This window comes from Bosea sp. ANAM02 (assembly GCF_011764485.1).
GTDB lineage: Bacteria > Pseudomonadota > Alphaproteobacteria > Rhizobiales > Beijerinckiaceae > Allobosea.
This window is the reverse complement of record NZ_AP022848.1, coordinates 1,370,198-1,391,315: the sequence shown is the minus strand read 5'-3', so window position 1 is coordinate 1,391,315 and position 21,118 is coordinate 1,370,198. Positions and strand designations below refer to the sequence as shown.

Here is a 21,118-nt window from a genome sequence, read left to right as displayed (position 1 = left end):
GATCCTCGCTGCCGGGAGCATGACATGACGGGACCGCTCGGCGGATCGGCGCAGGCGCTCGACGTCATCACCATCGGCCGCGCCTCGGTCGATCTTTACGGCCAGCAGATCGGCTCGCGGCTGGAGGATGTCGCCTCCTTCGCCAAGTCGGTCGGCGGCTGCCCGGCCAATATCGCGATCGGCACCGCCCGGCTCGGCCTGCGCTCGGCCCTGCTCACCCGCGTCGGCGACGAGCAGTTCGGCCGCTTCCTGCGCGAGCAACTTGCGCGCGAGGGCGTGAACCTCGACGGGCTCAAGACCGACCCGGAGCGGCTGACCGCGCTCGCCATCCTCTCAGTCGAAAGCGACAAGTCCTTCCCGCTGCTGTTCTACCGCGAGAACTGCGCCGACATGGCGCTGGAGGAAGGCGATATCGACCCCGCCTTCATCGCGAAGGCCCGCGCCGTCGTCGTCACCGGCACGCATTTCGCTCAGGCCAAGCCCGAGGCCGCCCAGCGCAAGGCGATGAAGCTGATGCGCGAGAACGGCGGCAAGGTCGTGCTCGACATCGACTATCGCCCGAACCTCTGGGGCCTCGCCGGCCACGATGCCGGCGACAACCGCTATATCGCCTCGCAGGCGGTCTCCGAGCGGATGAAGACGGTCCTGCCCGGCTGCGACCTGATCATCGGCACCGAGGAAGAGGTCTTGATCGCCTCGGGCGAGAACGAGTTGCTGCCGGCGCTGAAGACGATCCGTGCGCTGGCGTCGGCGACCATCGTTCTCAAGCGCGGCCCGATGGGCTGCATCGTCTATGATGGCGCGATCCCCGACGATCTCGAAGACGGTATTGTAGGCCGAGGCTTCCCGATCGAGGTCTACAACGTGCTGGGCGCCGGCGACGCCTTCATGTCAGGCTTCCTGCGCGGCTGGCTCGGCGGCGAAAGCCTCGCCACGGCTGCTACCTGGGCCAATGCCTGCGGCGCCTTCGCCGTCTCGCGCCTGCTCTGCTCGCCGGAAAGCCCGACCTTCGAGGAACTGCAATACTTCCTCAGGAACGGCAGCCCGCACCGCGCGCTGCGCAAGGACGCCGACATCAACCACATCCACTGGGCGACGACGCGCCGCCGAGACATCCCCTCGCTGATGGCGCTGGCCTGCGACCATCGCTCCCAGCTCGAAGACCTCGCCGTCAGGCTCGGCGCCGATCCGGCCCGCATCCGCGACTTCAAGGTGCTGGCAGTCAAGGCTGCCGCCCGCGTCGCCGATGGCCGCCCCGGCTACGGCATGCTGCTCGACGAGAAGCACGGCCGCGAGGCGATGTTCGAATTCGCCCGCCATCCCTTCGCCTGGCTCGGCCGTCCGGTCGAATTGCCGGGCTCGCGCCCGCTGCGCTTCGAGGTAAGCCAGGATATCGGTTCGCTGCTGCCGGAATGGCCGGTCGATCACTGCATCAAGGCGCTCTGCTTCTACCATCCGGACGATCCGGAAGAACTGAAGCGCGAGCAGCAGGAGAAGCTGCGCGGCCTGTTCGAGGCGGCGCGCAAGGTCGGACGCGAATTGCTGATCGAGATCATCGCCGGCAAGAACGGACCGCTCGGCCCCGACACGATTTCGCGGGCGCTCGAAGAGATCTACGCGCTCGGCATCAAGCCGGACTGGTGGAAGCTGGAGCCGCAATCCTCGCCTGCCGCCTGGGCCGCGATCGAGAAGACCATTGCCAAACACGACCCCTGGTGCCGCGGCGTGCTGCTGCTCGGGCTCGATGCGCCCGCCGAAGAGCTTGAAGCCGGCTTCGCTGCCACGGCCTCGGCACCCATCGTCAAGGGCTTCGCCGTCGGCCGCACCATCTTCATGAGCGCGGCTGAAGGCTGGCTTGCCGGCAAGCTCGACGACGAGGCCGCGATCGCCGACATCGCCAGGCGATTCGAGGCTCTGACCGACCTCTGGCTTGCCACGCGCGGCCGCAAGGCGGCATAGGAGTGTTCGGCCGGGCACCTCTGTCATTCCGGGGCGCGCCGCAGGCGCGAACCCGGAATGACAAGCGCCTCCCTGCGGTCGCCCGGAATGACGCCCCGTTATGTGAACGAGATACGGAAGCTGCGATGACTGCCACCGTCCGCCTTACGATGGCGCAGGCGCTGACGCGCTTCCTTAGCCGCCAGATCACCGAGATCGACGGGCAGCGCCTGCCGATCCTCAGTGGCGTCTGGGCGATTTTCGGCCATGGCAATGTCGCAGGCCTCGGCGAGGCGCTCTGGCACGAGCGCGAGCGCCTGCCGACTTTCCGCGCCCATAACGAGCAGGCCATGGCCCATGCGGCGATCGCCTATGCCAAGGCGAACATGCGCCGCCGCTTCATGGCCGCGACCACCTCGATCGGCCCCGGCGCGACCAATCTCGTCACCGCCGCTGCGCTCGCCCATGTCAACCGCCTGCCGGTGCTGCTGCTGCCCGGCGACGTCTTCGCCAACCGAATCCCTGACCCGGTCCTCCAGCAGGTCGAAGCCTTCGGCGACGGCACCGTCTCGGCCAATGACTGCTTCCGTCCGGTCTCGCGCTATTTCGACCGCATCACCCGCCCCGAACAGATCATCCCGGCGCTGACCCGCGCCATGCAGGTGCTGACCGACCCGGCCGAGTGCGGCCCGGTCACGCTCGCGCTCTGCCAGGACGTACAGGCCGAGGCCTATGACTACCCAGAGAGCTTCTTCGCCGAGCGACTCTGGACGCCGCGCCGTCCCCGCGCCGATCGCAACGAACTCAAGGCTGCCACCGAGGCGCTGAAGGCGGCGAAGAAGCCGCTGATCGTCGCCGGCGGCGGCGTGCTCTATTCCGGGGCCAGCGAAGAGCTCGCCCGCTTCTCGGCCGCGACCGGCATCCCCGTCTGCGAGACGCAGGGCGGCAAATCCGCCCTGCCTGACGACGACGCGCTCAACATGGCTGCCGTCGGCGTCACCGGCACGGAAGCCGCCAACCGCCTCGCCGCCGAAGCCGACCTCGTGCTCGCCATCGGCACCCGCCTGCAGGATTTCACCACCGGCTCCTGGGCGCTGTTCGGCGCCGAGCAGAAGACGATCATCGGCCTCAACGTCCAGCCCTTCGACGCCGGCAAGCACCGCGCCCTGCCCCTCGTCGCCGACGCCCGCGAGGGCCTGCTGGAACTCGGCGGAGCCATCGGCAAATGGAAGGCGCCGGAAAGCTGGACCGCCAGCGCCAAGGCCGGCAAGGCCGAATGGCAGAAGGAGGCGGGCAAGGCGACCGCCGCCACGAACACCGCCCTGCCCTCGGATGCGCAGGTCATCGGCGCGGTCCAGCGCACGCTGGGCTCCGAAATCATCCTGCTCCATGCGGCCGGCGGCCTGCCCGGCGAATTGCACAAGCTCTGGCAGGCGGGCGGGCCCGGCTCCTACCATGCCGAATACGGCTTCTCCTGCATGGGCTACGAGATCGCCGGCGGGCTCGGCGCCAAGATGGCCCGGCCCGACAAGGAGGTCGTCGTCATGGTCGGCGACGGCTCCTATCTCATGCTGAATTCCGAGATCGCGACCTCGGTGATGCTCGACCTCAAGCTCACCATCGTCCTGCTCGACAATCGCGGCTTCGGCTGCATCAATCGGCTCCAGAATGCGACCGGCGGCCAGAGCTTCAACAACCTGCTCAAGGACAGCAGGCACGAGACGCTGCCGGAGATCGATTTCGTCCAGCACGCCGCCAGCATGGGCGCGCTCGCCGTCAAGGCCGCCTCGATCGCCGAGCTGGAAACCGCGCTGGCGCAGGCCAGGGCCAACACCCGCACCACCGTCGTCGTCATCGACACCGACCCGCTGATCTCGACCGGAGCCGGCGGCGCCTGGTGGGATGTCGCGGTACCCGAGGTCAGCGAGCGCGCCGAGGTGCGCACGGCGCGGGTGAATTACGACGAACGCCGCAAGCAGCAGCGCGTTGGTGAGTGAACCGAGATTTGTTTTCGAGCCCTCATCCTGAAGAGCTGCCGAAGGCAGCGTCTCGAAGGATGCTCCAGTCAGCTCCGATGCCGCTGGAACATCCTTCGAGACGCGCTTCTGCGAAGCGCTCCTCAGGATGAGGCTGAGGTTGATTGAAGGAACTGACACATGATCCGCATCGGCGCGAACCCCATCGGCTGGTCGAATGACGACATGCTGGAGATCGGCGGCGACATCCCGCTCGAAACCTGCCTGACCGAAGCTCGCACCGCCGGCTTCACCGGCATGGAACTCGGCAACAAGTTTCCGCGCGAGGCGGCGAAGCTGAAGCCGATCCTCGACGCCCATGGCCACGCGCTGGTTTCCGGCTGGTATTCGACCGAGCTGCTCGTCCGCGACGTCGCTGCCGAAATGGCCGCTGTGAAGGCCCATGCGACGCTGCTGCGCGACATGGGCTGCTCGGTCCTGATCGCGGCCGAGACCTCGAACGCGATCCATTCCGACATCACCAGGCCGCTCTCGGCAAGGCCCGTCCTGCCCAAGAACCGCTGGGACGCTTTCGGCACGCGCTACACCAATTTCGCCGAAGCCGTGAAGGCCGAATACGGCCTCCAGCTCGTCTATCACCATCATATGGGCACGGTGGTGCAGACCGAGGCCGAGATCGACCGGTTCATGGGCGTGACCAGCCCGGCCGTCGGCCTCCTGCTCGATACCGGCCACGCCACCTGGGGCGGCGGCGACCCCGCCCGCATCGCCCGCCACTGGAAGGCCCGCATCCACCATGTCCATTGCAAGGATATCCGCGAGGCCGTGATGTGGCGCTCCAACCGCGAGGACTGGTCGTTCCTCGAATCCGTGCTCGCCGGCGTCTACACCGTGCCGGGCGACGGCCTGATCGACTATGTCCGCGTACTGCGCGAGCTGCAGGGCTATTCCGGCTGGATCGTGGTGGAGGCCGAGCAGGATCCGAGGAAGGCGGAGCCCGCGACCTATGCCAGGCTCGGCCATGCCAACCTGACCCGCTTCATCAGGGAAGCCGGACTGGCGTAGAACTCTCCCCGTCATTCCGGGGCGCCCGCAGGGCGGCCCCGGGATCCATAACCGCAGGTGCTGAAGACGTTTCGGAAACGGCGCCGTATTGTTCGGCATCGACAGCGGTTATGGATTCCGGGCTCTTCGCTGCGCGAAGCCCCGGAATGACGGTGTTATTCTCTGGCCAATGCATCAATCGCCAAGGAACACCCGATGTCCCATCTCAAGGTCAAGCCGCAGGGCACGAGCGGCCGCGTCATCCATGTCACACCGGAAAGCGCCGGCTGGACCTATGTCGGCTTCGACCTGCACCGCCTGAAACCGGGCGAGACCGTCTCGTCGCAGACGGGCGCCCGCGAGGCCTGTCTCGTCTTCGTCACCGGCAAGGGCCAGGTCACGGCCGGAGGCAATGCGCTGGGCGAGCTTGGTAGCCGCATGAGCCCGTTCGAAGGCAAGCCCTGGTCGGTCTATCTCCCGGAAGGATCGGACTGGTCGGTCACCGCGAGCACGGACCTCGAACTCGCCGTCTGCACGGCGCCGGGGCTTAGAGGCGGGCTGCCCGTCCGCGTCATCAGCCCGGACGATCTCGGCCAGGAGATCCGCGGCAAGGGCTCCAACACCCGCCACGTCACCAATATCCTGCCGGAGAACGAGCCGGCGGATTCACTGCTCGTGGTCGAAGTCATCACGCCGGCCGGCAACACATCGAGCTATCCCCCGCACAAGCACGACCGGGACGACCTGCCGCGCGAATCCCATCTGGAGGAGACCTACTACCACCGCCTCAACCCGCCGCAGGGTTTCGGCTTTCAGCGCGTCTATACCGACGACCGCAGCCTGGACGAAGCCATGGCGATCGAGGACGGCGACGTCGTGCTGGTGCCGAAGGGCTATCACCCCTGCGCCACCTGCCACGGCTACGATCTCTATTATCTCAACGTGATGGCCGGCCCGAAACGGACCTGGAAATTCCACAACGCCGCCGAGCACGAGTGGCTCTTGAAGGGCTGACCGGGATCAGCCGACGAAAGCCCGGCAGGCCCGTCAGGAATTGCACTTGTAGACGGTGCCGCTGGTATCCGGCCCCTTCCATTTGATATCGGCAGCGGCGGCGAAGACATGGGTTCCCCCCAGTTCCGCCCCGGCGATCTTCAGGCGCGCGATCACCGAATCGCGCGTCTTGTCGAGCGTCATGATGGCCTGGGAGCCATGCTGCCCGTCGATCTCGCCAAGCTTCGTGCAATTCTCCACAACGCTCTTCGCGTCGGTCACCACGACGATGCTGCTGCGCGCGTTATGATAGGTGCAGGCGCCGAGCAGCAAGGCCGGCAGAAGGATGAAAAAGCGGGGCATCGTCGCGTCCAGACTGGGCTGATCGGGTCTTCCGCGCATGTTCCGCCGCTTCGCTGCAAATGCAAGCCCGCGCCGGCGCGAAACCGTTCCGCCGATTGCTGCGTCCCGGGCCGTTCGGTCGAACCGTCACGATTGCAGCGGAATTGTCGCGATTTGACGCTGCGAACTTTAACGCAAAGCCCGTGTCATTCTTGACCTGCCGACGCGGCTGCTCTTAAGTCGCTTCAGGCCAATGGGAGGCTGAAAAGGATAAAATATGCGTAGCATTCTGATCGTTGGCGCGATGGCCGCTCTTCTTGCCGGTTGCCAGACCGCGCAGGAGTCGATGGCCGACGCCGAAGTGACTTGCGAGTCCCAGGGCTTCCGCCCCGGCACCCGCGCCTATCAGCAGTGCCGCTCGGCCAACTATGTCGAGAACCGCCGCGCTTCCAACGAGGCCGGCTCGGCTGTCGCGGCCGGCGTGGCCGCCGGTGTCATCGGCGGCGCCATCGCCGCTAGCGCTGATCGCCACTACTATCGTGGCTATTACGGCCCGCGCCGCTACTGGTGGTGAGAGAGCAGGGTCCTTTCCACCGGAAGGGCCTATGAAACACCAAGCCCTGCGGCGCTCGGCGCCGCAGGGCTTTTTCATGCGCCGAAAGGGAGGCGGCTGGAGCCGTCAGCGCCGCGCGGCGCGCTTGCGGGCCGGCGCGGACGCTGGCATACCGGCAGAGGCCGAGCTCAGCAGCGAGCCGATGACATAGGCCGCCAGGCCTAGCCCGACCACCACCGCCATGGGCTCACGCTCGGCGCGCTTCGCCAGCATGCGCCCGCCCCTGTCGGCATAGTCGCGGGCCAGCGCTGCATAGTCGCCGGCACGGCCGGCATAATCGTCGGCGGCGTCGCGGTGCGAGCGCAGCCAGCCGCTTCCAGACTTCACCGCCCGGTCGCCGGCATCCGCGACCTCGGATCCGTAGTCCCGCAGCCAGCCGCTCCAGCGTCCGTAATCAGGCTGATAGCGCTCCCAGCCTGAAGTGGTCTGGTTGCGAAGCAACGCCCAGGCGACGAGCCCGATTCCAGCAACGCCCAGGCCCAGCGCCGCGAGCGGATGACGCTCCACGCTCTGCACGACAGCCTGCCCGCCGCCTCGAACGGCCTCCAGCGGCTCGGCTTCGTCCCAGGCTTCCTTGGCCCGCTCGTAATGGTCCTTGACGGTCTCGCTGGCCTTGTCCGCGAATTCGGCCGCCTTGCCGCGCAGGTTGCTCACGCTGGCGCCCACGGTCTCGCGGGCCTCATCGGCGGTCTTCGGAACGTCGGGCGGGAAGCTACTGCTGCTGATCGCCATGGCGGTCTCTCCGTTTCTGAAAGGGGTCATGGCGAAGGAACGAAGCGGGCGCGGCCGGGTTCCAGCCAGCGACAAAACAGACAAAATCGCTGGGTCACGATTCTTCACCTGTTCGGCCATGACCGCGTCATGATTGGATGCGACTGATCGCGGAACAGGGGCATTCAACGAGAAGGAGACGCGCATGCATGTTCAGCACCTCCAGATCGCTCACCCGTTCGTTCTCTCCGATCCCGAATGGATCGCACTGGAGAGCATCGAGGAGGAGACCCGCCACTTCATCTTCGACGAGACGATGCTGCATTCCCTGCAGGATCGCGGTCTCGTCGAGTCGGACGGTACCGTCTGGCGGGTCACGCAGACCGGTCAGAAGCGCCTGAACGACCGCGACTGAGGCGGGCGAAAGCCGGCTGTTCCGGCGAAAGCGATGGATCATCAGGCCCGCCCGTTCGGCGGGCTTTTCCATGTGGCGCTGGCAAAGCGCCGGACCCGAGGCCATATACGGGCCTTCCTCCCTTTCCGATGAGCTGACATGGGCAAGCCCGTTTCCATTACCATCTCGCATGATCTCGGCCGGGACGCCGCGATCGCCCGGCTGCGCGGCGGCGTCGACACCATCCGCGACCGGCTCGGCATGGTCCGGATGCAACTGGTCGAAGAGCGCTGGGAGGGCGACGCCCTGCATTTCGGCGTCGGCGCGCTCGGACACACCGTCCATGGCCGCGTCGAGGTCGAGGAGCGGCTGATCCGCGTCGAGGTGACCTTGCCCTGGATGCTCGCAGTCTTCGCCGAGAAGCTCAAGATCGGCGTCGAGAAGCAGGGCCAAATTTTGCTGGAGAAGCCGAAGGCCTGACCGCATCGCCCGCCAATCCCGGCGGGCGGAATTTTCGGCAGCGAAAGCCTGCAAAGTCGTACGCCCTTCGGTTGAAATCGCCGGCTCGAAACCCCATGCTCGGAAAGTTCAAACAATCTTGATTTCTTGACCTTTCGGATTCGGGAGACCCATGCATCACGGCCCGCTGATCGCCATCATCGTCGCGGGCCTCGGCCTTGCTTTCGTCTTCGGGGCGCTGGCCCAAAAGCTTCGGATCTCTCCTCTCGTCGGCTATCTTCTCGCCGGTGTCGCGGTCGGCCCCTTCACCCCGGGCTTCGTCGCCGACCAGAATCTCGCCAACGAACTGGCCGAGATCGGCGTCATCCTGCTGATGTTCGGCGTCGGCCTGCATTTCTCCCTCAAGGACCTGCTCTCGGTGAAGGCGATCGCCGTGCCCGGCGCCGTCGTCCAGATCGGCATCGCGACGCTGCTCGGCCTCGGGCTCGGCACGCTGCTCGGCTGGAACCTGTTCTCCGGCGCCGTCTTCGGCCTCGCCCTCTCGACCGCCTCGACCGTCGTGCTGCTGCGCGCCCTGCAGGAGCGCCGTCTCGTCCAGACCGAGCGAGGACGCATCGCGGTCGGCTGGCTCATCGTCGAGGATATCGCGATGGTGCTGGCGCTGGTGCTGCTGCCCGTGTTGGCCGAGATCGTCAACGGCACGCCATCGGGCGGCAGCGGCCCGCTCGCCACCCGCTTCGATCTCGGCGTCTGGGGCGTGCTCGGCCTGACCTTCGCAAAGCTGATCGGCTTCCTCGCCTTCATGCTCGTCATCGGCCGGCGCGTCATCCCCTGGGTGCTGCACTGGGTCGCCCATACCGGCTCACGCGAGCTGTTTCGGCTGGCGGTGCTCGCCGTCGCGCTGGGCGTCGCCTATGCGGCGGCAACGCTGTTCGGCGTCTCCTTCGCGCTCGGCGCCTTCTTCGCCGGCATGATCCTGTCGGAATCGCCACTCTCGCAGCGGGCGGCCGAGGAGACGCTGCCACTGCGCGACGCTTTCGCGGTGCTGTTCTTCGTCTCGGTCGGCATGCTGTTCGACCCTGGCATCATCCTGCGCGCGCCCGGTCCCCTCCTCGCGACGCTCGCCATCATCCTGATCGGCAAATCCGTCGCGGCCTGGATGATCGTGCGGGCTTTCGGCCGCTCGCAGGCAGTCGCACTCACCATCTCGGCCTCGCTCGCCCAGATCGGCGAATTCTCCTTCATCCTCGCCGGGCTCGGCACCGCGCTCGGCATCCTGCCGGCACAAGGCCGCGACCTGATTCTCGCCGGCGCGATCCTGTCGATCCTGCTCAATCCGGTCGTCTTCGCCTTGGTCGAGCGCCTGGCACCGGAAGCACCGGCCGCGAAGCCGAAGCCCGCAGCCGCTCCCGAAGCCGGCGAGCCTGAAGTCGCCGTATCCGAGCCCCAGCCGGAAGCGCCGCCGGAGCGCGACATCACCCCGACCAACCTCACCGATCACATCGTCGTCGTCGGCTATGGCCGCGTCGGCAGCCTGCTCGGCGCCGGCCTGCTCTCGCAGGGTGCCAGGCTCCTGGTCATCGAGGACAATCCCGATGCGGTCGAAACGGCCAGGCGCGACGGCGCCGAGCTGCTCGTCGGCAATGCCGCCGATCCCGAGGTCCTCTCCGCCGCGGGCATCGGCCGGGCCATGCGTCTCTTCGTCGCCATTCCCGGCAGCTTCGAGGCGGGCCAGGTCTGCGAGCAGGCGCGCGCCGAGAACCCGGCCCTGCCGATCGTCGCCCGTGCCCATTCCGATGCCGAGGTCGCGCATCTCACCAAATGCGGGGCGACGCTGACGATCATGGGCGAGGCTGAGATCGCCCGCGCCATGCTCTCGCTCTGTCAGAATCTCGGGGATACCGCGAAACCAGCGTCGGGAACGGCGCCCGAAGCAGCAGAGCCCGATACGATAGCCGGATTGCCCGCTTCCAAACCGCCTGCTCCCAAACCGCCTGCGGCCAAGCCAGCGGAAGACCCGCCGGCCGATCCCCCGGCCGCGGCATAGGAAAGGGCGAGGCGTCGGTCGCCCCGCCCTTCTCATATCCGATCGCCGGCCGCGCTCAGTCGACGAGGTCGAAGCGCACGTCCTGCACGCCTTCGTACAGCGTCTTGCGGCCGAGCGTGTAGAGGTTCTCCAGCCCCGAGGTCAGGGTGATGAAATGGTTGCCCGAGAGCACGCCGGCCTTGCTGGCGAACTGCACGCCGCCATAGGCGAGCAGGATCTCGGTCTCGCTGACGCCGCCCGGATACAGGATGATGTGGCCGGGGGCCGGATAGGCGGTGTTGTTCTCGTAGCCGACGCCGAAATCGAGATCGCCGAGCGGCATCCAGACGCCCTCGCCGCTCCAGCGCACATGCACCATCTTGCTGATGAACGGCATCTGCTTCTTGAAGGCGGCGCAGGTCTTCGGCGCGGCTTCCAGCTCGAACTTGGCGTCGAACTTGAACGGCCCGGCGGTGACGATCAGCTTGCTCATGAAATCCCCGTCATCTTGGAAGCGTTTCGAACCCGCTGAATGACATTCTGCCCGTGGGCCACGCAAGAGCGCTCCCGGAACAACTGCGACGCCGGAACGTGAAGGATGCCGCCGCGGCTCGATCGGCTTTCGTCACGCGTTTTCCAAGGAACACGGGTCATCCCGGGCAACCAAAGGGAGACCCGGATGACCCGCTTGGTTCAACGCAGGATCAACACACCGCTCAGCCGATCGCGTCCCGCAGGTCTAGCGTACCGGTCTCGCCGATCGCCTGGTAGTTGCGCTTCAGCCAGCGCTTGCCGGCTGTGCGGCCCATGTCGCGCAGCTTCAGCAGGAAAGCCCATTCCGCGTTCATCCGCGAGGACGAGGTCAGCTCCGCCAGCGGCGGGCCGCCGTCGATCCGATGCATCAGCACGCGCTTGTACTCCTCACGCGGCAGCTTTCCGGCATCGACCAGCCGGTTGACGAAATCGATCGCCCTGAGTTCGCGCAACATCGAAGCGTTGAAGGTGATCTCGTTCAGCCGGTCCTGGATTTCGCGCGCCTTGGTCGGCAATTCGCGCCGCTGGATCGGGTTGATCTGGACGAGCAGGATATCGTCGCAATGCGCTTGGTAGAACAGGGGGAACAGGGCTGGATTGCCCATATAGCCGCCGTCCCAATAGGCCTCGCCATCGATCTCCACCGCCTGGAACACCATCGGCAGGCAGGCCGAGGCCATCAGGTGGTCGGGCGTCAGGTCCCTGCCCTCGAAGACGGCGATCTTGCCGGTGCGGACATTGGTCGCGGCGATGAACAGCTTGACCGCGTCGCAGGCCCTGACCTTCTCGAAGTCGATGAGATCGGCGACGACCCCGCGCAGCGGGTTGATGTTCAGCGGATTGACGTCATAAGGGCTCGCCACTTTCGAGAACATCTCGAAGAACAGCATGCCCGGCGGCGTGCCGTTGTTGTTGCCCCAGGCGCCCAGCATGGTGTCGATGAGCGAACGTTCCGAGCCGCCATATTTCCCGTCGACGCTGATCGCCCGCCAGAAAGCCTCGAGCTTGGCCCGCGCGCCGTCGATGCCGCCATCGATCCAGCCCTCGGCCAGCACGACGGCGTTCATCGCCCCCGCGCTGGTGCCGGTCAGCGCCTCGATGCCGAGGCGCCCGTCTTCGAGCACCGCGTCGAGCACGCCCCAAGTGAAGGCGCCATGCGCGCCTCCGCCCTGCAGCGCCAGCGAAACCGTCTTCTCCGCCTTCGGCCCGACCAGTCCCTTGACCGGTTCGGCCCTGCGGGAGGGGCGCCCGCTCACGCGGCGGTCCAGCCGCCATCCATCGGCAGCGTCGTCCCGGTGATCGACTTGGCCGAATCCGTGCACAGGAACACGGCCAGCGCCGCGACCTGCTCCACCGTGACGAATTCCTTGGTCGGCTGCGCCGCGAGCAGCACGTCGTTCATGACCTGCTCCTTGGTCATGTTGCGCGCCTTCATCGTGTCGGGGATCTGCTTCTCGACAAGCGGCGTCCAGACATAGCCGGGCGCGATCGCGTTGACGGTGATGCCCTTGGTCGCGACTTCGAGCGCCACGGTCTTGGTCAGGCCGGCGATGCCGTGCTTGGCCGCGACATAGGCTGATTTGAACGGCGAGGCGACGAAGGCATGCGCCGAGGCCGTGTTGATGATGCGGCCCCAGCCCTTCTCCTTCATCTTTGGCAGCGCGGCGCGGATGGTGTGGAAGGCCGAGGACAGGTTGATCGCGATGATCTGGTCCCATTTCTCGATCGGGAACTCGTCGATCGGCGAAACGAACTGGATGCCGGCATTGTTGATGAGGATGTCGATCGCGCCGAAGACCTTCTCGCCCTCGGCGATAAAGCCGGCGATCTCGGCCGGCTTGGTCATGTCCGCGCCCGAGAACACCGCCTTGATCCCGAATTCCTGCTCGAGATCGGTGCGCAGCTTTTCCGCATCGGCCGGCGGCATGATGCCGTTGATGACGAGATTGGCCCCCTCGGCGGCGAGCGCGCGGGCATAGGCGAGGCCGATGCCGGAGGTCGAGCCGGTGATCGCGGCGGTACGGTCTTTGAGGAACATGAGCGTCAAGGCTCCTGACAATCGGGGAGAAAATGCTTAGGTTCGGGCCGGACAGGGCAATGGAACGGCTGGATATCGCCGCACGTTGCCTGAGGACCTTTCGCAACGCAACATGACGAAAATGCAGCCAGACGCGCATATGCATGACGACCATGTGCACCACACACATGACGGGCACGATTGCCGCCACGCCGAGGATCACCGCCGCCATGCGGCCGATGCTCTCGCCCGGGCCGAGCGGCTCTGCCGCGAGCGGGGCCTGCGCCTGACGCCGATCCGGAGGCAGGCGCTGGAAGCGCTCCATGCCGACCATCGCCCGATCGGCGCCTATGACCTGGCCGATCGCATCTCGCCGGCCGGCGGGCGCCGGCTCGCGCCGATCTCGATCTATCGCGCGCTCGATTTCCTGGTCGAGCAGGGCTTCGTCCACAGGCTCTCCTCGAAGAACGCCTATATCGCCTGCCTGCACGGCCATGGCGCGAACGAGGTGGTCGCCTTCCTGATCTGCGAATCCTGCGGCGGCGTCGACGAGGATTCCTCGCCCGCGATGAAGAAAGCGGTGGCGGCGATCGCCGAAAACCGGCAATTCTCCCCCTCGCACCAGATGGTCGAGATCGTCGGGCGCTGCGAGCATTGCCGGAATGCCGGATCATGATAGAGAGCCCGCATGAATGAGCGCGCCTTTTCCTATCTGACGCCGGAACGCGCCGGCCCGCTGGGCCGCCAGCTCACCGTCCCCGTCAAGGTCGGCCATGTCACCGTCGGCGGCGGCGCGCCCATCGTCGTGCAGTCGATGACCAATACCGACACCGCCGATATCGCGGCGACGGTCGCCCAGGTCGCGGCGCTCGCCCGCCAGGGCTCGGAGCTCGTCCGCATCACCGTCGATCGCGACGAGGCGGCGGCGGCCGTCCCGAAGATCAGGGAAAGGCTCGACCGCATCGGCGTCGACGTGCCGCTGGTCGGAGACTTCCACTATATCGGCCACAAACTCCTGACCGACCATCCGGCCTGCGCCGAGGCGCTGGCGAAATACCGGATCAACCCCGGCAATGTCGGCTTCAAGGACAAGAAGGACAAGCAGTTCGGCCAGATCATCGAGCTCGCGATCAAGCACGGCAAGCCGGTGCGCATCGGCGCCAACTGGGGCTCGCTCGACCAGGAATTGCTGACGGCGCTGATGGACGAGAACGCGCGCGCCGTGCGCCCGCTCGATGCCCGCGCCATCATGCGCGAGGCCATGGTCCAGTCCGCCCTGCTCTCGGCCGAGCGCGCCGAGGAGCTCGGCCTCGCCCGCGAATACATCATCCTTTCCGCCAAGGTCTCCGGTGTGCAGGACCTGATCACGGTCTACCGCATGCTGGCAAGCCGGGCGAACTACGCCATCCATCTCGGCCTGACAGAGGCCGGCATGGGCTCCAAGGGCATCGTCGCTTCTTCGGCCGCGCTCGGCATCCTCCTGCAGGAAGGCATCGGCGACACCATCCGCTATTCGCTGACGCCCGAGCCCGGCGGCGACCGCACGCTCGAGGTCAAGACGGCGCAGGAACTGCTCCAGACCATGGGCTTCCGCGCCTTCGTGCCGCTGGTCGCCGCCTGCCCCGGCTGCGGCCGCACCACCTCGACCGTGTTCCAGGAACTGGCGCAGGACATCCAGGGCTGGATTTCCACCTCTATGCCGGAATGGAAGACGCGCTATCCCGGCGTCGAGAGCCTCAACGTCGCCGTCATGGGCTGCATCGTCAACGGCCCCGGCGAGTCCAAGCATGCCGATATCGGCATTTCGCTGCCCGGCACCGGCGAGGCGCCGACCGCCCCCGTCTTCGTCGACGGCAAGAAGGTCGCGACATTGCGCGGCGCCGGCATCGCCGCCGAATTCAAGACCATGGTCGCGACCTATGTCGAGCGGCGCTTCGGCACCGGTCTCGGCTCTGCCGGCTGATCCCGCCTTTGCGCGCCGCCCGCAACATGCTAGAGGCCCCGGCCTTTCGCTGCACCGCAGCATGCGCGGAGATCCCTGATGGGGCATGAGAACCCGAATCCTGCGACCGTCCGGCCGGAGGATTCCCGCTTCGGCCTCGATGCCGTCGACGCCAGCAATGGCAGCCATGGCAATGGCGGCCACGGCACGGCGAGCTTCGCCGCGCTGGCGCTGGGGGCGCTCGGCGTCGTCTATGGCGATATCGGCACCAGCCCGCTCTACGCGCTGCGCGAGACGATCCTGGCCGCGAGCGGTGCCGCTTCCGGCGGCCATGGCGCCGCCGTCGCGGTCGACATCACGCATGTGCCCCGCAGCCTCGTCATCGGCGTGCTTTCGCTGATCCTCTGGTCGCTCGTCTTCGTCGTGACGCTCAAATATGTCGCGCTGCTGCTGCGGGCCGACAATAACGGCGAAGGCGGCACGCTGACGCTGGTGGCCCTCGCCCAGCGGGCATTGGGCGGCGCGCGCGGCGGCATCGTCCTCATCCTCGGCATGGCCGGCGCCGCGCTGTTCTACGGCGATGCGGTCATCACGCCGGCGATCTCCGTGCTCTCGGCGGTCGAGGGCCTGAAGCTGGTGACGCCGGTCCTCGACGACTATGTCGTCTCGATCGCCTCCGCGATCCTGATCGCCCTGTTCCTGGTCCAGAGCCGCGGCACGGCCAAGGTCGCGAATTTCTTCGGGCCGGTCATGATGGTCTGGTTCCTGACCCTCGCCGGGCTCGGCCTCTACCACATCGCCGATGATCTCAGCGTCTTCACGTCGATCAATCCCTATTGGGGCATCCGCTTCTTCATCGACCATCCCGGCGTCTCGCTCGCGGTGCTCGGCTCGGTCTGCCTCGCCGTCACCGGCGCCGAGGCACTCTATGCGGATATGGGCCATTTCGGACGCGGCCCCATCCGCAGCGCGTGGCTTTTCCTGGTGTTTCCGTCGCTCTGGCTCAACTATCTCGGCCAGGCCGCGCTCATCCTCTCGGACCCCAGCGCCGTCGACAACCCGTTCTACCGGCTGGCGCCGAAGGGCTTCGTCCTGCCGCTCGTGATCATGGCGACTGTCGCCACGATCATCGCGAGCCAGGCGGTCATCACCGGCGCCTTCTCGCTGACCCGCCAGGCGATCCAGCTCGGCCTGCTGCCGCGCATGACGATCCGTCACACCTCCGAGCATACTTCGGGCCAGATCTTCATTCCCCGCATCAACATGATGCTGCTCGTGGTCGTCCTGGTGCTGGTCTGGAGCTTCCGCACCTCCTCCGACCTGTCCCACGCCTATGGCATCTCGGTCTTCGGCGCGATGGTGGTCGATTCGCTGCTCGCCTTCATCGTCATCTGGAAAGGCTGGCGCTGGAGCCTGACCGCCACCATCGCGATCCTGACGCCGTTCTTCATCATCGACATCGCCTTCTTCGGCGCCAACATGCTGAAGCTGTTCAGCGGCGGCTACGTGCCGGTCGCGATGGCTCTGGTACTGATGCTGCTGATGTGGACCTGGGTCCGCGGCACCAAGATCCTGTTCGACAAGACCCGCAAGACCGACGTGCCGCTGCTCGAGCTGGTCAGCATGCTGTCGAAGAGCCCGCCCTACCGGGTCAAGGGCATGGCCGTCTTCCTGACCAGCGACCCGGAGACCGCGCCGGCCTCGCTGCTGCACAACCTCAAGCACAACAAGGTGCTGCACGAGCGTAACGTCATCCTGACCGTGCGCTCGGCCGACACGCCGCGCGTCGCCGAGGAGGAGCGCGTGCGCCTCTCGCGCATCACCGATGATTTCTGGCGGGTCGACATGGTCTACGGCTACATGGAAAGCCCGAACGTGCCGAAGGGCCTGGCGCTGCTGCGCAAGCAGGGCTTCAAGTTCGACATCATGTCGACCTCGTTCTTCCTGTCGCGCCGCTCCATCAAGGCATCCCCGCAATCGGGCATGCCGGTCTGGCAGGACAATCTCTTCATCGGCCTGACCAAGAGCGCGACCGACGCGACGAACTTCTTCCAGATACCGACCGGCCGCGTCGTCGAGGTCGGCACCCAGGTCACGGTCTGAACACTGTCCCCCAAAAGCGCGTCATGCTCGGGCTCGACCCGAGCATCTCGTGAGGAGAGCGCACCGGACCCGCGGGTAGCCCCTCTCTTTGTAAGGAGAGGGGTCCCCGCGCTTTTCCGTCTGGAGATGCTCGGGCTCGACCCGAGCATGACGGCCTCGCGGTGCCTCAGTCCAGCCGTGCCGAAGCCGCTTCCTTCGGCACATGCCGCACCCGCTCGCGATAGAGCAGGTAGAGCCCGGACGAGATCACGATGCCGGCGCCGACGAAGGTCCAGCGGTCCGGCAACTGGTCGAAGACGAGCCAGCCGAGCAGCAGCATCCAGATGATCTGCGAATAGATGAAGGGCGCCAGCACCGTCGCCGGCGCCAATCGATGCGCCAGGATCAGGAGCCAGTGGCCGAAGCCGCCAAGCGCGCCGACCGCGATCATCAGGAGCCAGGGCAGCAGCGTCTGCGGCGTCTCCCAGACCCAGGGCAGAAGCGGGATCGTCGCCAGCGTCCCGGCCGCGCCCGAGTAGATCATCGTGGTTTCCGATGAATCATGGCCGGAGAGCATGCGGGTCGAGAGCGAATAGAAAGCGTAGCACAGGCAGCCGAGCACGATCAGCAATGCCGCCGGATGCATGCCGCCGACACCGGGCCGCGTCACCACCAGCACGCCGATGAATCCGACGCCGATCGCCGCGAGACGTCGCGGCCCCGGCCATTCCCCGAGCAGCGGCCCCGACGCCAGCGCCACGACGAGCGGCGTCGCGAACATGATCGAGATCGTCTCGGCGAGCTGGAGATAGCGCAGCGCCACGAAGTTGAGCGCCGTCGAGCCGAGCAGCAACAGGGAGCGCCCCCATTGCAGCCAGGGGCGATTGCTGCGCAGTACACCCGGCCGCGACCACGGATTGATGACCGCCAGAACCAGGATCATGCTGCCGGCATAGCGCGCGAACACCACCTGCAGCGGGTTCATCGACTGCCCCAGCCATTTGGCGCTGGTATCGAGCAGCGAGAACAGCAGGACGGCCGCACACATCAGGCCGATCGCGGCCATGCGCGCGCGGCCCGTCTCGGAAGGCGCCACTGAAGGGGAGGACACGGAGTCTCGCCATGCTCTGGAGGAATGACGAGAGCAGATTGAACCGATTTAACCGGCGTGGCCACTCCTCTGGAACATGCGCTCCATGCGGAAATCAGGCGTCGCTATCGGCTTCGTCGAGATCGGCATCCTGATCGTCATGCTCGGCGCCGGCCTTGGAGAGGCCCTTGGCCGCCTTGCGCAGCAGCTTGCGCAATTGCTTGCGCTCCTTGCCGTCGAGCTTGTCGAGCAACTCTTCCTCGACCTCGTTCCAGACCGCGTCGAGCTCGGCCGCGGTGTTCTGGCCGGCTTCGGTCAGTGCCACCTGCACGAGACGGCCGTCGCGGTTGCCGCCCTCGCGCGTAACGAGCCCCTGCAGCGAAAGCCGCCCGATCGTCTTCGACACGGTCGGCGGCTTGACGCGCAGCAGCGCCGCAAGCTCGCCCATCGTCATCGCGGCCGGTTGTAGCGCTTTCAGCGCCTGCTCCTGCCCCGGGAACAGGCCGAGCCCGTTCAGCCTCTCGCCCATCCGCGAGCGATGCAGCCGCGCGGTGACGAGCAGGGCACGGCCGACACTCTTCTCGATTGCCTTGGTCATGGGGTCGATCCTTCGGGCCGATCCTTGGACGGGTAAGCAGACGCTTCGCCGGCTGCGTACTCGCGCGCGAACATGACAGGCAGATGACAATCGGATGTCGGAGCTACGAGAGCGTGAGTTTGGTCGCGACTTTTTTCAGGAAAGCGGCCCGGCTGGCCGGAGTCGAAAGGTTCATCTCGTAATGGGCGAGATAGGTCGTGCGCGCCAGCGGGTGGCAGACGGCCCGCAGCGCCCGGCAGACCATTTTGCGCGGCGGGTCGCCCATCAGGAAGGCGCGCCAGCGCGAGCCGCCATAGCTGGTGACGGCGACCAGCCGGCGAATATTGTGCAGAGCCGGCTGCGCCTTGCCCTCGACCATCCTGAAGGACACGCCGGGCAGGAAGACGCGATCGAGGAAGCCCTTGAGGATCGCGGGATAGCCGAAATTCCAGACCGGGAAGCACAGCACCAGCGCCTCGGACCGCTTCACCCGCTCGACATAGCCGGCGACCGGCAGCGTGTTGCGGTCCGTGTCGTGATAGCCGCGCCGCTCCTCCCGGCTCAGCACAGGGTCGAAGCCCTCGGCATAGAGATCGCAATCGTCGACCTCGTGCCCCGCCGCCTTCAGGCTGGCGACGACCGTCTCATGGATGGCCGCGCCGAAACTTTCCGGCACCGGATGGGCATAGAGAACGAGGACTCGCATGGCGGGTGCCTGTACTTGAGCATTCCTTGAGCTCTCGTCCTGAGGAGCCATTCCCGAGGGAATGGCGTCTCGAAGGATAATTCAGGAGGCTCTGGAACCATCTGGAGCATCCTTCGAGACGCGCCTGGCGGCGCTCCTCAGGATGAGGGCTGGACTTGTCTATCGGACTCTTAGCCGACGCCGGCTTCGGCGAGGCTGCGGAACAGGAAGGTCTTGCCCGAGCGATAATCGTAGCTCGGGTCCTCCCAGGCGATCATCTTGCCGGGGTTGAGCAGGCCCTGCGGATCGGCTTCGCGCTTGAAGGCGAGCTGCGTCTCGTCGGTCTGCTTCATGCCGCCCTCCTCCAGCGTGTAGCGATGCGGATTGAAGATCGGCGCGCCCATCTCCTCGTGGATCGCCATGATCTCCTCCAGGCGCTCCTCCGTGGTGAAGCGCACCAGCGGCAGGCCGAAGCAGGTGATCTTGCCGTCGAAACGCACGAATTCGAGATGGCAGGTCACCTCGTCGCCGAAGCGGGCATGAATCCTGTCGACGAGATCGACCTGGTTCGGGAAGGGGTAGAGCACCTGCAGGTAGGTGATCGCCGGATCGACACGCAAAGCCCGGAGCGTCGTGTGGTTCCAGCCGAGCTCATAGGCCGGCGGCAGGCCCTTCGCGTCCTCCGGCGCGAGCCTGTCGGTGCGCAGCAGCAGCTCCGCGCCCTTGAAGCGCCGCGCATAGGCGCAGAGCGCATCGACGGCAAAATCGGCAGCCATGACGATGACGAGATGGCTGTCGCGCGGCAGGAATTTGCGGTGGCGCAGGAAGTAGTCATGCGGTGCCGGCGCGGCGACGACGCAGAGATTCTTCAGGGCGAGCCCGTCCTGCTCGCCGACGGCATTGGCGAATTCGGTCGCGGCCCGCAGGTCCTCGAAACCGATGATGACGTCGACCCAGTTATAGGCCGGGCCGAGCGGCATCTCGACCTCGGTGATGATGCCGTTGGTGCCATAGGCATGGGCGACCTTGTGCAGGTCCTCGCCGAAGAATTCGAGGATGCGCGGGCTTTTCTCCATCGTCGCGACCTTGAGCCGGATGATGTTGCCCCAGTCACGCAGGCCGCCCCACTTGATCGAACCGACGCCGCCCGAGCCGCCGGCGATGAAGCCGCCGATCGAGGCCGTCTGATAGGTCGAGGGATGCAGGCGCAGCTCCTGCCGCGAATGGGCGCGGGTCTCGTCGTCGACCCGGGCCATGATCGCGCCGGGCTCGGCGACATAACGGCCGGCGGCGATCTCCTTGACCTTGTTGAAGCCCGAGAGATCGAGCAGCACACCTCCGGAGAGCGGCATGGCCTGCCCGTAATTCCCGGTGCCTGTGCCGCGCGGCGTCACGGGAATGCCGAGTTCGTGGCAGGCGGCGAGCACCTGCACCACCTCCGCTTCGCTCGTCGGCGAAACCACGATATCGCCGACGACATGGTCGAGCTGGCGCTTCAGGATCGGCGAATACCAGAAGAAGTCGCGGCTCTTCTGCTTCACCAGCGCCGGGTTCTCCTCGGTGCGGACGCCGCCGAGGCGCGTCTTCAGCGTGGCGATGTCGTAGCGTGCACTCATGCGAAGCGTTCCTGTGGCGTCATGCTCGCCCTTGTAGCGAGCATCCACGAGTTGAACACCGCCCGCGAAGGAAGGAGAC

20 protein-coding genes are annotated in these 21,118 nt (G+C 66.5%); 11 read left to right on the top strand and 9 right to left on the bottom strand.

Annotated elements, in window-relative coordinates; genetic code table 11:
* The first annotated feature begins 24 nt into the window (after nt 1-24).
* From OCUBac02_RS06690 to iolB, 4 genes are all read left to right on the top strand, one after another.
* Nucleotides 25-1,959, top strand: coding sequence for a bifunctional 5-dehydro-2-deoxygluconokinase/5-dehydro-2-deoxyphosphogluconate aldolase (locus OCUBac02_RS06690; RefSeq protein ID WP_173044364.1), 1,935 nt, complete (start codon nt 25-27; stop codon nt 1,957-1,959).
* A gap of 125 nt (nt 1,960-2,084) precedes the next feature.
* Nucleotides 2,085-3,935, top strand: coding sequence for a 3D-(3,5/4)-trihydroxycyclohexane-1,2-dione acylhydrolase (decyclizing) (gene iolD / locus OCUBac02_RS06685; RefSeq protein WP_173044362.1), 1,851 nt, complete (start codon nt 2,085-2,087; stop codon nt 3,933-3,935).
* A gap of 159 nt (nt 3,936-4,094) precedes the next feature.
* Complete coding sequence (iolE, locus tag OCUBac02_RS06680; protein WP_173044360.1) at nt 4,095-4,979, top strand: myo-inosose-2 dehydratase; 885 nt, start codon at nt 4,095-4,097, stop codon at nt 4,977-4,979.
* 195 nt (nt 4,980-5,174) lie between these two features.
* Complete coding sequence (iolB, locus tag OCUBac02_RS06675) at nt 5,175-5,972, top strand: 5-deoxy-glucuronate isomerase (RefSeq protein ID WP_173044358.1); 798 nt, start codon at nt 5,175-5,177, stop codon at nt 5,970-5,972.
* A gap of 33 nt (nt 5,973-6,005) precedes the next feature.
* Here iolB and OCUBac02_RS06670 read toward each other — a convergent pair whose 3' ends face one another.
* Entirely contained in the window at nt 6,006-6,314 is a 309-nt protein-coding gene (locus OCUBac02_RS06670) for a DUF4156 domain-containing protein (protein WP_047578820.1), read from the bottom strand.
* A 256-nt stretch (nt 6,315-6,570) separates the two neighbouring features.
* On the opposite strand from OCUBac02_RS06670, the gene OCUBac02_RS06665 reads away from it, so the two are divergent.
* Complete coding sequence (locus tag OCUBac02_RS06665; RefSeq protein ID WP_047578818.1) at nt 6,571-6,867, top strand: hypothetical protein; 297 nt, start codon at nt 6,571-6,573, stop codon at nt 6,865-6,867.
* A 105-nt stretch (nt 6,868-6,972) separates the two neighbouring features.
* Here OCUBac02_RS06665 and OCUBac02_RS06660 read toward each other — a convergent pair whose 3' ends face one another.
* Nucleotides 6,973-7,638 (bottom strand): hypothetical protein, encoded by a 666-nt coding sequence (locus OCUBac02_RS06660; protein WP_173044356.1) that lies wholly within the window; start codon nt 7,636-7,638, stop codon nt 6,973-6,975.
* Between the two features lie 184 nt (nt 7,639-7,822).
* Between OCUBac02_RS06660 and OCUBac02_RS06655 the strand changes: the two genes are divergently transcribed.
* From OCUBac02_RS06655 to ybaL, 3 genes are all read left to right on the top strand, one after another.
* Nucleotides 7,823-8,032 (top strand): hypothetical protein, encoded by a 210-nt coding sequence (locus OCUBac02_RS06655; RefSeq protein WP_047578813.1) that lies wholly within the window; start codon nt 7,823-7,825, stop codon nt 8,030-8,032.
* 138 nt (nt 8,033-8,170) lie between these two features.
* Nucleotides 8,171-8,491: a polyhydroxyalkanoic acid system family protein gene (locus OCUBac02_RS06650; protein ID WP_047578811.1), complete on the top strand. Its 321-nt coding sequence runs from the start codon at nt 8,171-8,173 to the stop codon at nt 8,489-8,491.
* A 151-nt stretch (nt 8,492-8,642) separates the two neighbouring features.
* Nucleotides 8,643-10,517, top strand: coding sequence for a YbaL family putative K(+) efflux transporter (ybaL, locus tag OCUBac02_RS06645; RefSeq protein WP_173044354.1), 1,875 nt, complete (start codon nt 8,643-8,645; stop codon nt 10,515-10,517).
* A 55-nt stretch (nt 10,518-10,572) separates the two neighbouring features.
* On the opposite strand, the gene OCUBac02_RS06640 is transcribed toward ybaL, so the two are convergent.
* From OCUBac02_RS06640 to OCUBac02_RS06630, 3 genes are all read right to left on the bottom strand, one after another.
* On the bottom strand, nt 10,573-10,989 hold the full coding sequence (locus OCUBac02_RS06640; protein ID WP_047578809.1) for a DUF3830 family protein: 417 nt from the start codon (nt 10,987-10,989) through the stop codon (nt 10,573-10,575).
* 223 nt (nt 10,990-11,212) lie between these two features.
* Nucleotides 11,213-12,286, bottom strand: coding sequence for a patatin-like phospholipase family protein (locus OCUBac02_RS06635; protein ID WP_173044352.1), 1,074 nt, complete (start codon nt 12,284-12,286; stop codon nt 11,213-11,215).
* Nucleotides 12,283-13,068 carry a 3-hydroxybutyrate dehydrogenase gene (locus tag OCUBac02_RS06630; RefSeq protein ID WP_173044349.1) on the bottom strand — a complete coding sequence of 262 codons (786 nt, stop codon included), beginning with the start codon at nt 13,066-13,068 and terminating at the stop codon, nt 12,283-12,285. Before OCUBac02_RS06630 ends, OCUBac02_RS06635 begins: the two co-directional genes overlap by 4 nt.
* Nucleotides 13,069-13,180: 112 nt before the next feature.
* Between OCUBac02_RS06630 and OCUBac02_RS06625 the strand changes: the two genes are divergently transcribed.
* The 3 genes from OCUBac02_RS06625 (at nt 13,181) to OCUBac02_RS06615 (ending at nt 17,092) form a co-directional block, all read left to right on the top strand.
* Nucleotides 13,181-13,723 (top strand): Fur family transcriptional regulator, encoded by a 543-nt coding sequence (locus tag OCUBac02_RS06625; protein ID WP_244639119.1) that lies wholly within the window; start codon nt 13,181-13,183, stop codon nt 13,721-13,723.
* Nucleotides 13,724-13,735: 12 nt separating this feature from the next.
* Entirely contained in the window at nt 13,736-15,010 is a 1,275-nt protein-coding gene (gene ispG / locus OCUBac02_RS06620; RefSeq protein WP_173044347.1) for a flavodoxin-dependent (E)-4-hydroxy-3-methylbut-2-enyl-diphosphate synthase, read from the top strand.
* A gap of 78 nt (nt 15,011-15,088) precedes the next feature.
* A complete protein-coding gene (locus OCUBac02_RS06615; protein WP_047578795.1) occupies nt 15,089-17,092 on the top strand; it encodes a potassium transporter Kup in 2,004 nt (667 codons plus the stop codon).
* A 166-nt stretch (nt 17,093-17,258) separates the two neighbouring features.
* Here OCUBac02_RS06615 and OCUBac02_RS06610 read toward each other — a convergent pair whose 3' ends face one another.
* From OCUBac02_RS06610 to OCUBac02_RS06595, 4 genes are all read right to left on the bottom strand, one after another.
* Nucleotides 17,259-18,182 (bottom strand): DMT family transporter, encoded by a 924-nt coding sequence (locus tag OCUBac02_RS06610; RefSeq protein ID WP_244639118.1) that lies wholly within the window; start codon nt 18,180-18,182, stop codon nt 17,259-17,261.
* 94 nt (nt 18,183-18,276) lie between these two features.
* Nucleotides 18,277-18,759, bottom strand: a complete 483-nt coding sequence (locus OCUBac02_RS06605; RefSeq protein ID WP_173044345.1) for a MarR family winged helix-turn-helix transcriptional regulator — start codon at nt 18,757-18,759, stop codon at nt 18,277-18,279.
* 103 nt (nt 18,760-18,862) lie between these two features.
* Nucleotides 18,863-19,444 carry an NAD(P)H-dependent oxidoreductase gene (locus OCUBac02_RS06600; protein ID WP_173044343.1) on the bottom strand — a complete coding sequence of 194 codons (582 nt, stop codon included), beginning with the start codon at nt 19,442-19,444 and terminating at the stop codon, nt 18,863-18,865.
* A 170-nt stretch (nt 19,445-19,614) separates the two neighbouring features.
* Nucleotides 19,615-21,039: an FAD-binding oxidoreductase gene (locus OCUBac02_RS06595; RefSeq protein ID WP_173044341.1), complete on the bottom strand. Its 1,425-nt coding sequence runs from the start codon at nt 21,037-21,039 to the stop codon at nt 19,615-19,617.
* Nucleotides 21,040-21,118: the final 79 nt, after the last annotated feature.

Coding starts and splice junctions, on each gene's coding strand:
- OCUBac02_RS06665 (WP_047578818.1), top strand. CDS start 6,571: ATGCGTAGCATTCTGATCGTTGGCGCGATGGCCGCTCTTCTTGCCGGT.
- OCUBac02_RS06615 (WP_047578795.1), top strand. CDS start 15,089: ATGGGGCATGAGAACCCGAATCCTGCGACCGTCCGGCCGGAGGATTCC.
- OCUBac02_RS06595 (WP_173044341.1), bottom strand. CDS start 21,039: ATGAGTGCACGCTACGACATCGCCACGCTGAAGACGCGCCTCGGCGGC.
- OCUBac02_RS06605 (WP_173044345.1), bottom strand. CDS start 18,759: ATGACCAAGGCAATCGAGAAGAGTGTCGGCCGTGCCCTGCTCGTCACC.
- OCUBac02_RS06625 (WP_244639119.1), top strand. CDS start 13,181: ATGACGAAAATGCAGCCAGACGCGCATATGCATGACGACCATGTGCAC.
- OCUBac02_RS06600 (WP_173044343.1), bottom strand. CDS start 19,444: ATGCGAGTCCTCGTTCTCTATGCCCATCCGGTGCCGGAAAGTTTCGGC.
- OCUBac02_RS06640 (WP_047578809.1), bottom strand. CDS start 10,989: ATGAGCAAGCTGATCGTCACCGCCGGGCCGTTCAAGTTCGACGCCAAG.
- iolB (WP_173044358.1), top strand. CDS start 5,175: ATGTCCCATCTCAAGGTCAAGCCGCAGGGCACGAGCGGCCGCGTCATC.
- OCUBac02_RS06660 (WP_173044356.1), bottom strand. CDS start 7,638: ATGGCGATCAGCAGCAGTAGCTTCCCGCCCGACGTTCCGAAGACCGCC.
- OCUBac02_RS06650 (WP_047578811.1), top strand. CDS start 8,171: ATGGGCAAGCCCGTTTCCATTACCATCTCGCATGATCTCGGCCGGGAC.
- ispG (WP_173044347.1), top strand. CDS start 13,736: ATGAATGAGCGCGCCTTTTCCTATCTGACGCCGGAACGCGCCGGCCCG.
- ybaL (WP_173044354.1), top strand. CDS start 8,643: ATGCATCACGGCCCGCTGATCGCCATCATCGTCGCGGGCCTCGGCCTT.
- OCUBac02_RS06670 (WP_047578820.1), bottom strand. CDS start 6,314: ATGCCCCGCTTTTTCATCCTTCTGCCGGCCTTGCTGCTCGGCGCCTGC.
- OCUBac02_RS06655 (WP_047578813.1), top strand. CDS start 7,823: ATGCATGTTCAGCACCTCCAGATCGCTCACCCGTTCGTTCTCTCCGAT.
- OCUBac02_RS06630 (WP_173044349.1), bottom strand. CDS start 13,068: ATGTTCCTCAAAGACCGTACCGCCGCGATCACCGGCTCGACCTCCGGC.
- iolE (WP_173044360.1), top strand. CDS start 4,095: ATGATCCGCATCGGCGCGAACCCCATCGGCTGGTCGAATGACGACATG.
- iolD (WP_173044362.1), top strand. CDS start 2,085: ATGACTGCCACCGTCCGCCTTACGATGGCGCAGGCGCTGACGCGCTTC.
- OCUBac02_RS06690 (WP_173044364.1), top strand. CDS start 25: ATGACGGGACCGCTCGGCGGATCGGCGCAGGCGCTCGACGTCATCACC.